This is a genomic window from Burkholderia reimsis, from assembly GCF_003294055.1.
Classification (GTDB): domain Bacteria; phylum Pseudomonadota; class Gammaproteobacteria; order Burkholderiales; family Burkholderiaceae; genus Burkholderia; species Burkholderia cepacia.
Window position 1 is genome coordinate 1 of record NZ_QMFZ01000085.1, and the last position, 10,430, is coordinate 10,430.

At 68.0% G+C, this 10,430-nt stretch carries 9 protein-coding genes; 5 read left to right on the forward strand and 4 right to left on the reverse strand.

Annotation, left to right across the window (positions count from 1 at the left end):
- Positions 1-31: 31 nt before the first annotated feature.
- Positions 32-793, reverse strand: coding sequence for an N-acetylmuramate alpha-1-phosphate uridylyltransferase MurU (gene murU / locus DPV79_RS40955; protein WP_113048126.1), 762 nt, complete (start codon positions 791-793; stop codon positions 32-34).
- A gap of 31 nt (positions 794-824) precedes the next feature.
- Positions 825-1,874 carry an aminoglycoside phosphotransferase family protein gene (locus DPV79_RS40960; protein WP_059495427.1) on the reverse strand — a complete coding sequence of 350 codons (1,050 nt, stop codon included), beginning with the start codon at positions 1,872-1,874 and terminating at the stop codon, positions 825-827.
- A 223-nt stretch (positions 1,875-2,097) separates the two neighbouring features.
- On the opposite strand from DPV79_RS40960, the gene DPV79_RS40965 reads away from it, so the two are divergent.
- Genes DPV79_RS40965 through rsmA form a run of 4 tightly spaced genes read left to right on the forward strand, consistent with a single transcriptional unit; the run spans position 2,098 to position 7,749 of the window.
- Positions 2,098-4,458 carry an LPS-assembly protein LptD gene (locus DPV79_RS40965; protein ID WP_048025969.1) on the forward strand — a complete coding sequence of 787 codons (2,361 nt, stop codon included), beginning with the start codon at positions 2,098-2,100 and terminating at the stop codon, positions 4,456-4,458.
- A gap of 51 nt (positions 4,459-4,509) precedes the next feature.
- Positions 4,510-5,868 (forward strand): peptidylprolyl isomerase, encoded by a 1,359-nt coding sequence (locus DPV79_RS40970; protein WP_027789167.1) that lies wholly within the window; start codon positions 4,510-4,512, stop codon positions 5,866-5,868.
- 11 nt (positions 5,869-5,879) lie between these two features.
- Positions 5,880-6,869, forward strand: coding sequence for a 4-hydroxythreonine-4-phosphate dehydrogenase PdxA (pdxA, locus tag DPV79_RS40975; protein ID WP_113048127.1), 990 nt, complete (start codon positions 5,880-5,882; stop codon positions 6,867-6,869).
- Positions 6,870-6,918: 49 nt separating this feature from the next.
- Positions 6,919-7,749: a 16S rRNA (adenine(1518)-N(6)/adenine(1519)-N(6))-dimethyltransferase RsmA gene (gene rsmA, locus DPV79_RS40980; protein ID WP_027789169.1), complete on the forward strand. Its 831-nt coding sequence runs from the start codon at positions 6,919-6,921 to the stop codon at positions 7,747-7,749.
- A 124-nt stretch (positions 7,750-7,873) separates the two neighbouring features.
- Here rsmA and DPV79_RS40985 read toward each other — a convergent pair whose 3' ends face one another.
- Positions 7,874-8,806: a DMT family transporter gene (locus tag DPV79_RS40985; RefSeq protein ID WP_059699921.1), complete on the reverse strand. Its 933-nt coding sequence runs from the start codon at positions 8,804-8,806 to the stop codon at positions 7,874-7,876.
- A gap of 350 nt (positions 8,807-9,156) precedes the next feature.
- On the opposite strand from DPV79_RS40985, the gene gloA reads away from it, so the two are divergent.
- On the forward strand, positions 9,157-9,546 hold the full coding sequence (gloA, locus tag DPV79_RS40990) for a lactoylglutathione lyase (RefSeq protein WP_113048128.1): 390 nt from the start codon (positions 9,157-9,159) through the stop codon (positions 9,544-9,546).
- Positions 9,547-9,651: 105 nt separating this feature from the next.
- Here gloA and DPV79_RS40995 read toward each other — a convergent pair.
- Positions 9,652-10,430, reverse strand: a 779-nt coding sequence (locus DPV79_RS40995; RefSeq protein WP_133295798.1) for a M48 family metallopeptidase, incomplete at its 5' end; no start/stop codon positions are given.

A 10,430-nucleotide genomic window follows, 5' to 3' on the forward strand; every position in this document is an offset into this window, starting at 1 on the left:
AGGACACCGTGCTGTTCAACGACTCGATCTACTACAACATCGCGTACGGCCGGCCGAGCGCGACCCGCGACGAGGTGATCGCGGCGCGCAGCCGCGCGTCGAGCTCGCCGAGCTGCGCGGGCGTGCCGACGTTCTCCCACAACCCTTCGTACAGTTCGCCGCTCGCGCGGCCGGCTTCGATCGCCGCGCGATAGTACGGCGTCAGCGCGCGCCGCGTGCCGGGTGCGAGATCGCGGAACATCCGCGTGTCGTACAGGCCGATGTTGCCGAACGTGAAGCGCGCGGCGCCGTCGAGCGCCAGGCGGCCGTCGTCGCCGAGCGCGAAGTCGCCGGCCGGGTGGAACGGCGGGTTCGGCACCATCACGAGGTGCATCGCCGGCGCATCGAGCGCGGCCATCCGGGCGGCGCGCGGCGCGAGCGTCCGGTAGTCGAAGGCGCAGTACACGTCGCCGCTGACCGCCGCGAACACGGCCGGTTGTCCGTCGCGCTCGAGCAGTGGCAACGCCTGCGCGATGCCGCCCGCGGTTTCCAGTGCCTCGCCTTCGGCCGAGTACGCGAGCCGCACGCCCCAGCGCGACCCGTCGCCGAGCGCGGCCTCGATCTGTTCGCCGAGCCACGCGTGGTTGATCACGATCGTCTCGATACCCGCGCGTGCGAGCGCTTCGATCTGCCACACGATCAGCGGCTTGCCGCCCGCTTCGAGGAGCGGCTTCGGGCGGGTGTCGGTGAGCGGGCGCATCCGTTCGCCGCGCCCGGCGGCGAAGATCATCGCCGTCGTCAGGGTGGTGCTCATGTTCGGCCGGGTGTCAGGAGAGTCGGAACGATCAGAACGTATAGCCCACGTCGGCCGGCGCGTTGCCCTCGAGCTCGTCGAGCAGCTTCGCGAACGGCACGAGCGGGCGGTAGCGCAGCGCGACCTTGCGCGCATACGCGATGAAGCGCGGCAGGTCGTTCAGGTAATGGGGCTTGCCGTCGCGGTAGTTGATGCGCGCGAACAGGCCGAGCACCTTGATGTGGCGCTGCAGCCCCATCCATTCGAGCTGGCGGTAGAACTCGCCGAAATCGGGATCGACCGGCAGCCCGGCCTTTTTCGCCTTTTCCCAGTAGTACGCGAAGCAGTCGAGCTCGAACTCCTCGTCCCAGCTGATGAAGGCGTCGCGCAGCAGCGACACGACGTCGTACGTCAGCGGCCCGTAGACGGCGTCCTGGAAGTCGAGGATGCCCGGGTTCGGCTCGCACACCATCAGGTTGCGCGGCATGAAGTCGCGCAGCATGAAACCCTGCGGCTGCGCGTGGGCGCTCGCGACCAGCAGCGCGAAGGTGCGGTCGAGCGTGCCACGCATCGCGTCGGTGACGGGCTTGCCGAGGTGGCGGCCGACGAACCATTCGGGCATCAGCTCCATCTCGCGGCGCAGGAATGCCTCGTCGAACGGCGGCAGCACGTCGGGTTTCGACGTGAGCTGGAAGCGGATCAGCGCGTCGAGTGCTTCGCGCATCAGCGGTTTCGCGGCGGCCGGGTCCGCCGGATCGAGCACCGAGATGTACGGCGTGCGGCCGAGATCGGTCACGAGCATGAAACCCGCGTCGAAATCGTGGGCCAGCACGTCCGGCACGTGGTCGCCGGCCGTGGCGAGCAACTGCGCGACCTGGACGAACTCGCGGCACTTCTCGGGCGGCGGCGCGTCGACGGCGATCAGCGTGCCGCCGGCGCTCGTGGCCGACGCAATCCGGAAATAGCGGCGGAAACTGGCGTCCGACGATGCGGGCGCGAGGGTCGACAGGTCGAGCGCGTAGCGCTCGGCGAGCGGGTGCAGCCACGCGGTGAGCGCTTCGAGGCGGGCGTCGGGCTGGGATGCGGCGGATGGGGGCGTCATGAAACTCGGAGGAGGGGGGAACGTCTTGCCATATAATACCCCACGACTTTTTTGACGCACCCCGCGTCAGCTTTCCGCCGTGCAGGCCCGCCGCCTGTCGCGCCGCCACCCGATCGCCCCCCCGGTTTGCGCTCAGCCGCAGTCGCGGTGCGACGGCGCGGCCCGCCGTGCGCGAATGTGCCGCGACGGCGCGGTTGACAAGGGGCGATTCGCCAAACGATAGATGCCGCCCAAACCGCTATTCCCGAATGTTTTCCCCGGTGACGGGGTGCCGCGCAAACGGCGGCTCGCGCTCGCGCTCCTGGCCGTGCCTGGCCTCGTGCCGGCCGTGTCGTACGCGCAGCTGTCGGGCGCGGCCGCGCAGCCGCAGCCGCTCGACTCGCCGTGGGATCTGCGTCTCGCGCCCCAGCTCGAGGATCGCCCGCTGAAGGAGGGCGCGAAGCCGGCCGCCTTCGTGATCGCCGACCACACGAGCGGCACGGCCGAGCAGGATCTCGCCGCGAAGGGTTCGGCCGAGCTGCGGCGCGGTGACGCCGTCGTGAAGGCCGACGCGATCCACTACGATCAGGATACCGACATGGCCGATGCGTACGGCCAGGTCAGGGTGATCAATTCCGGCACGTCGTTCGCGGGCCCCGAGGCGCACCTGAAGATCGAGGCGAACCAGGGCTTCATGACGGCGCCGAAGTATCACTTCAACGTGACGGGCGGCTCGGGCAGCGCGGAGCGTGTCGACATGGTCGACAACGAGCGCTCGGTGTTCGTCAACGGTACGTATACCGCGTGCCAGTGCTCGACGAACCCCGCGTGGTACATCAAGGGCAGCCGCTTCGACTTCGATACGGGCGCCGACGAAGGCACCGCGCGCAACGGCGTGCTGTTCTTCCAGGGCGTGCCGATCTTCGCGAGCCCGTGGATGACGTTCCCGCTGTCGGGCGAGCGGCGCAGCGGCCTGCTGCCGCCGACGTTCTCGGTGAACTCGAGCAACGGCTTCGAGCTGACGCTGCCGTACTACTTCAACATCGCGCCGAACCGCGACCTGACGCTCACGCCGCGCATCATCTCGCGGCGCGGCGTGATGACCGAGGCGACGTTCCGCTACCTGTCGCCGTCGTATTCGGGCACATTCACGGCCAATTACCTGCCGGATGATCGGCTCGAGCACCGCAACCGCTACGCGATCTACTGGCAGCACCAGCAGAACTTCGGCGGCGGTTTCGGCGGCTACGTCTACTACAACAAGGTCTCGGACAATCTGTATCCCGAACAACTGGGTTCGTCGAACCAGTTCATCAACGGGACGCAGACGCTGTACCAGCAGGAAGCGGGCCTCACGTACAACAAGGGCCCGTGGTCGGTGCTCGCGCGCTACCAGCACTGGCAGACGCTGCCGCAGTCGATCGCGCCGTACAGCCGTGAGCCGCAGTTGAACGTGAAGTACGCGAAGTACAACGTCGGCGGGTTCGACTTCGGTGCGGAAGCCGACTATTCCCGGTTCCGCATCACGACGGCCGATTCGACCGAAGGCGACCGGGTCGTCTTCAATCCGTACATCGCGTACGGCGTGTACGGCCCCGGCTACTTCGTCGTGCCGAAGGTCCAGTACCACTTCGCGTCGTACGACCTGAACTACCTGTCGTCGACCACGCCGAACAACCCGAAGCGCTTCACCGAGTCGATTCCGACCGTGAGCTTCGACTCGGGCCTCGTCTTCGACCGATCGGTGCACCTGTTCGGCCAGGACTTCATCCAGACCCTCGAGCCGCGCCTGTACTACGTGTACACGCCGTATCGCAACCAGTCGAACGCACCGCTGTTCGACACCGTCGATTCGGACTTCGGCCTCGCGGAGATCTACCAGCCGAACACGTACGTCGGCAACGACCGGATCGCCGATGCGAACCGGATCACGGCCGGGCTCACGTCTCGCTTCATCGATCCGCGTACGGGCGACGAGCGCGCGCGCTTCGTGATCGCGCAGCAGTACTACTTCGCCGATCAGCGCGTCACGCTGAATTCCACCCAGCCGGCCGCGCAGGCGCGCCATTCGGACCTGATCGTCGGCGCTTCGTTTAAGCTCGGCTCGGGCTTCATGTCGGAAACGGCGTTCCAGTACAACCAGAACAACAACCAGCTTGCGAAGTCGAGCGTGGGGTTCGGTTACAGCCCGGGCGAGCGCAAGGTGATCAACGTCGGCTACCGCTATACGCGGGCGACGCCCACGCTCGACAACCAGCCGATCAACCAGTTCCTGGTGTCCGCGCAATGGCCGCTCACGCGCCGCCTGTATGCGATCGGCCGCTTCAACTACGATCTCGCCGGCGATCGCGTGGTCGACGGTCTGGTCGGCTTACAATACGACGCGGATTGCTGGGCGCTCGGGGTCGGGGTGCAGCGGGCGGCGAACGGCATCAATTCGTCCGGGCAGCAGAATTCGTCGACGCGCTTCATGATGCAGCTCACGCTCAAGGGCCTGTCGACCATCGACAACGGCCTCGTGTCCGCGTTCCGCGCCGGGGTGCCAGGCTACACGCCGCTGCCGCCGCCGCCGCCGCCGATGTCCCGCTTCAGCAACTACGAGTAACGCCGGCTTGTCTGCACCGGTCAGCACGATTTCAATGGAGTTCCAGTGGCAATGAAGAAAACCCTTCGTTTCGCGGCAGTCGTGTCCAGCCTCGCTGCGGCCGCCGCGCTGCTCGCCTCTGCGCCGGCCGCGGCGCAGGCGCTCGGTTCGCAAGGTGCGCAGCTCGCCGACGAAGTCGTCGCGGTCGTCAACAACGACGTGATCACGGGCCGCGAACTCGACCAGCGTGCCGGCCTGATCGCGCGCCGGCTGCAGCAGCAGAACGCCCCCGTGCCGCCGACCGACCAGTTGCGCGCGCAGGTGCTGAACCAGATGGTGCTCGAGCGTATCCAGGTGCAGAAGGCCAAGGACGACGGGATCCGCATCGACGACGCGACGGTACAGTCCACGCTGCAGCGCCTCGCGCAGGCGAACGGCATGACGCTCGACCAGTACCGCGCGCGTCTCGAGGCGCAAGGCGTGCCCTGGAGCATCTTCACGAGCGACGCGCGCACCGAACTGATGCTGTCGAAGCTGCGCGAGCGCGAGGTCGACGGCAAGATCACCGTGTCGGACGCCGAGGTCGCGAACTACATCGCGAGCCAGCGCGGGCCGAACGCGTCGCAGCAGCAGGACCTGCGCTTCCAGCACATCTTCATCAAGGCACCGACCAACGCGCCGCAGGCCGACATCGAAGCCGCGCAGAAGAAGGCTGACGCGTTGCTGCAGCAGGCGAAGTCGGGTGCCGATTTCGAGAAGCTCGCGAAGAACAATTCGGAAGCGAACGACGCGAAGAAGGGCGGTGACCTCGGCTTCAAGTCGCCGAGCGCGCTGCCGGCCGACGTCGTCGACGCCGCATCGAAGCTGCGCCCGGGCCAGGTCAACCCGACGCTGATCCGCGTGCCGGACGGCTTCGAGATCGTGCGTCTCGTCGATCGTCGCCAGAGCCAGGGCGCGTCGGCCGCGGCACCGAAGATCGTCCAGACGCACGTGCGCCACATCCTGTTGCGCGTGGGCGAAGGCAAGTCCGAAGGCCAGGCGCGCCAGCAACTGGCCGACATCCGCAACCAGGTCGAGGCCGGCGGCGATTTCGCGAAGTTCGCGCGCACGTATTCGCAGGACGGCTCGGCGTCGCAGGGCGGCGATCTCGGCTGGATCAGCCCGGGCGAGACCGTGCCGGAATTCGAGCGCGCGATGAACAACCTGCAGGACGGCCAGATCAGCCAGCCGATCCGCACCGAGTACGGCTATCACCTGATCCAGGTGCTGGGCCGCCGCGAAGCGGAAGGTTCGGTGCAGCAGCAGATGGATATCGCGCGTCAGGCGATCGGCCAGCGCAAGGCCGAGCAGGCGTATGCCGACTGGCTGCGCGAGCTGCGCGATTCGTCGTACGTGCAGTACAAGATCGGCGGCGTCGGCCCGGCGAACTGAGCGAGCTTCCGATGACCACGCCCGCGCTGCAGATCGCGATCACGACCGGCGAACCCGCGGGGGTCGGCCCGGAACTGACCGTGCAGGCGCTGCGTGATGCCGCGCAGCGCTGGCCCGACGCGCATTTCACCGTGCTCGGCGATGCGGCGCTGCTCGACGCGCGCGCGGCGGCCGTCGGCGCCGACCGGGCCACGCTGGCGGGCAGCGGGCCGGTGTCGGTCGCGCATCACGCGCTCGCCGTGCCCGCGCAGGCGGGCAGGCTGGACGCGTCGAACGGCCCTTACGTGCTCGGGCTGCTCGACGCGGCGATCGATGGTGCGCTGGCGGGCCGGTACGACGCGATCGTCACCGCGCCGTTGCAGAAGAGCACGATCAACGATGCGGGCGTGCCGTTCACCGGCCATACCGAATACCTGGCGGAGCGCACGCATACGCCGCGTGTCGTGATGATGCTGGCCGGTACCGGCCACCGGCCGCTGCGCGTGGCGCTCGCGACCACGCATCTGCCGCTGAAGGACGTGTCGGCCGCATTGACGGTCGACGGGCTCGTCGAGACGCTCGCGATCATCGATCGCGACCTGCGGCGCGACTTCGGTCTGGCCGCGCCGCGCATTCTCGTGACGGGCCTGAACCCGCACGCGGGCGAGAACGGTTATCTCGGCCGCGAGGAGATCGACGTGATCTCGCCGGCACTGGCCCGCGCGAACGCGCAGGGCATCGACGCGCGCGGCCCGTATCCGGCCGACACGCTGTTCCAGCCGCGCCACCTCGCCGATGCCGATTGCGTGCTCGCGATGTTCCATGACCAGGGCCTGCCCGTGCTGAAGTACGCGACGTTCGGCGAGGGCATCAACGTGACGCTCGGGCTGCCGATCATCCGTACGTCGGTCGATCACGGCACGGCACTCGATCTGGCCGGCACGGGCCGCGCGGATCCGGGCAGCATGATCGCCGCGCTCGACACGGCCGTCACGATGGCGCGCCATCGCCGCACCGCCTGACGCGGCCCGGCTTTACCTCATTCGTCGTATTTTTCGTTTTACTCAGTCGATGTCGAACAGCAGACAGCACCAAGGCCATTTCGCGCGCAAGCGCTTCGGGCAGAACTTCCTCGTCGATCACGGCGTGATCGACTCGATCGTCGCGACGATCGGCCCCGCGCGCGGCCAGCGCATGGTCGAGATCGGCCCCGGGCTCGGCGCGCTGACCGAGCCGCTGATCGCGCGCCTCGCGACGCCCGAGTCGCCGCTGCATGCGGTCGAGCTCGACCGCGACCTGATCGGGCGCCTGCAGCAACGCTTCGGCGCGCTGCTCGAACTGCATGCAGGCGATGCGCTCGCGTTCGACTTCCGCTCGCTCGCGGCACCTGGCGACAAGCCGTCGTTGCGGATCGTCGGCAACCTGCCGTACAACATTTCCAGCCCGCTGCTGTTTCATCTGATGACGTTCGCCGACGCGGTCATCGACCAGCACTTCATGCTGCAGAACGAAGTCGTCGAACGGATGGTCGCGGAGCCGGGCACGAAGGCGTTTTCGCGTCTGTCGGTGATGCTGCAGTACCGCTACGTGATGGAAAAGATGCTCGACGTGCCGCCGGAATCGTTCCAGCCGCCGCCGAAGGTCGATTCGGCGATCGTCCGGATGATTCCGTACGAGCCGCACGAACTGCCGGATGTCGATCCCGGGCTGCTCGGCGAAATCGTCACCGCGGCGTTCTCGCAGCGCCGCAAGATGCTGCGCAATACGCTCGGCGACTATCGCGAGACGATCGATTTCGATGCGCTCGGCTTCGATCTCGCGCGCCGTGCGGAGGATGTGAGCGTGGCCGAATACGTCGGCGTGGCGCAGGCGCTGGCGAAGGTGCGCAAGGCCGCTGAGTAACGGCAGCGCGTGCGTCATGCGCGCGTCGCACGCCGGCTCGAGGTTCACGAGGCTGCCCAGTCGGGCAGCCTTTTTCATTTTCCCCGCGCCGTTTTCGTCGATGCCGGGCGGCCACCGGGTGTCGTTACGCGCGTCGGCGCGGCGGCGCGTTGACGAGCGCGATGCCCGTCAGCACGAGCGCGGCCGCCGACATGAAGCGCCAGCCGACCGATTCGCCGAGCAGCAGCACGCCGAACGCGACGCCGAACAGCGGCGACAGGAACGTGAAGACGGACAGACGTGACGCGCTGTAGCGCGTCAGCAGCCAGAACCACGACAGGTAGCTGACGAACGCGACGATCACCGACTGGTACGCGAGGCTCGCGACCGCGACCGGCGTGACGTGCGCGAACGACATCTGGCCGAACAGTGCGGCCAGCGCGACCAGCACGACCGCCGATACCGCGAGCTGGTAGAACAGCGTCTTGCTCGCGCTCGCCCGTGCGAGCGCCGTCGAGCGCACGACGACGGTCGTCGCGGCCCACATCGCGCCGCCGAGGATGCCGAGCGCGTCGCCGGCGAGCCCGGCCAGCACGGAGGCGCCCGGCGCGCGCGGTTTCAGGAAGCCGTCCGCGAACGCGAGCGCGATGCCGGCGAATGCCAGGCCGACGCCGGCCCACTGCGTGCGCTGCAGCCGTTCGCCGGGTGCGAACAGGTGGAGGCCGAGCGCGGTGAAGCACGGCGCCGTGTACAGGAAGATCGCCATGTGCGACGCACTCGTCAGCGTCAGCCCGAAGAACACGCAGATGAATTCGCCGGCGAACAGCGCGCCGGCCGCGAGGCCCGCGCCGAACGTGCCGTCCGCCTGAAACAGCGGCGTACCGCGCGAGCGGGCCCAGCCCCATAGCAGCGCCGCCGCGATCACCGAGCGCAGCCCGGCCTGGAACATCGGCGCGATCGCGGCGTTCGTGCTCTTGATCGCGACCTGCTGGAAGCCCCAGATCGCGCACAGCAGCAGCATCAGGCCGACGGCGCGCATGTCGAGCGCGCGGCGCACGGGGGCAGCGAGTGCACTCATCGGCGAACCGCGCCGGTTCGGTGCGGCGGCTGCGGGATCGGGAGGGTGGCGCATCCGGCGCGCTCGAATCGGCGGTGTCGCACGGCAGTGTGGCGGTAAGGGGGAGTGGGTGGTCGCGTTCGGGCGGTGGGTCGCATGCCCGTTTTTGGTGCGAGGTGGAAGGATGTTACCCGATCCGCACGGTGGGCGGGCGAGCAGGGTCGTGTTGTGTTCCGCCGTTGCCCTTGCGCCGGCAGGCGTTACCCGCCGGGCGCCCCCGGCCAGGCGCCCCCAGCCAGGCGCCCCCGACGAAGTTCACCCGACTCTGGTAGAGTTCCCGGTTCTGGAAAGTCCCCACAGGAGTACAACACATGCGATTTCTGCATACGATGCTGCGAGTCGGCGATCTCGACCGCTCGATCAAGTTCTACACCGAATTGCTCGGCATGAAGGTGCTGCGCCGCGACGACTATCCGGAAGGCAAGTTCACGCTCGCATTCGTCGGCTACAAGGACGAGAGCACGGGCACCGTGATCGAGCTGACCCATAACTGGGATACGCCGGCCTACGATCTCGGCAACGGCTTCGGCCATCTCGCGCTGGAAGTCGACGATGCGTACGCAGCCTGCGACAGGATCAAGGCGCAAGGCGGCAAGGTCACGCGCGAAGCGGGCCCGATGAAGCACGGCACGACCGTGATCGCGTTCGTCGAGGATCCGGACGGCTACAAGATCGAATTCATTCAGAAAAAGGCGCACTGAGCGCCGGATGAACCGGGCCGTGGCGTGTGATGTGCGCGGCGGCAAAAAAGGGCGATGCGGAGTGACCCGCATCGCCCTTTTTCGTTGGCGGCGAAGCCGTGCGCGTCAAAGCGACGGCAGCAGCTCGGGCGGGTGATGCTTGAGCGTGTGGCGCGCTTCGCGGAACTCGGGGAAGATCGACTCGACGGTCTGCCAGAAGGCCGGGCTGTGATTCATTTCGCGCAGGTGCGACAGCTCGTGCGCGACGACGTAGTCGATGATCGACATCGGGAAATGGATCAGCCGCCAGTTCAGGCGGATCTTGCCGTCGCTCGAGCAACTGCCCCAGCGCGTCGCGGCCGACGATAGCGCATACATCGAATACGTGACGCCGAGCTTCTCCGCGTACACCGCGAGGCGTTCACCGAAGATCCGCCGGGCTTCGCCCTGCAGCCAGCCCTGCACGCGATCCTTGATCTGCTGCATGTCGGCCTGCACGGGCAGCGGCAGCGAGAGCCGCAACGCATCGGCGTCGAATGCGACGGCGCCCGCGCCGAGCGCGATCGTCACCGTCTTGCCGAGATAGGGCAGCTGCGCGCCGTCGCGCCAGTCGATCTGCGGCAGCGCGCGCTGCTCGGTGCGCGTCTTCCACTCGGCGAGCTTCGCGAAGATCCAGCGTTGTTTCTCGGCGATCGCGGCTTCGATGTCGGCGAGCGTGACCCAGCGCGGCGCGGTGATCGACAGCCCGCTGCCGTCGATCGTGAAGCCGATCGTACGGCGCGCCGAGCGTTTCAGGCGGTATTCGAGCACGCGGCTGTCGAGTGCGAACGTCCGCACGCGCGAGCGGTCGGGCGCGGGGCCCGGATCGAGGGGCGCAGCGGGGGCCGCTTCGGTCGGCGCGGGCG

Excerpts from the sequence above, each read along its gene's own strand:
- DPV79_RS40965 (WP_048025969.1), top strand. The coding sequence starts at position 2,098 with ATGCCGCCCAAACCGCTATTCCCGAATGTTTTCCCCGGTGACGGGGTG.
- DPV79_RS40960 (WP_059495427.1), bottom strand. The coding sequence starts at position 1,874 with ATGACGCCCCCATCCGCCGCATCCCAGCCCGACGCCCGCCTCGAAGCG.
- DPV79_RS40985 (WP_059699921.1), bottom strand. The coding sequence starts at position 8,806 with ATGAGTGCACTCGCTGCCCCCGTGCGCCGCGCGCTCGACATGCGCGCC.
- murU (WP_113048126.1), bottom strand. The coding sequence starts at position 793 with ATGAGCACCACCCTGACGACGGCGATGATCTTCGCCGCCGGGCGCGGC.
- pdxA (WP_113048127.1), top strand. The coding sequence starts at position 5,880 with ATGACCACGCCCGCGCTGCAGATCGCGATCACGACCGGCGAACCCGCG.
- DPV79_RS40970 (WP_027789167.1), top strand. The coding sequence starts at position 4,510 with ATGAAGAAAACCCTTCGTTTCGCGGCAGTCGTGTCCAGCCTCGCTGCG.
- gloA (WP_113048128.1), top strand. The coding sequence starts at position 9,157 with ATGCGATTTCTGCATACGATGCTGCGAGTCGGCGATCTCGACCGCTCG.
- rsmA (WP_027789169.1), top strand. The coding sequence starts at position 6,919 with ATGTCGAACAGCAGACAGCACCAAGGCCATTTCGCGCGCAAGCGCTTC.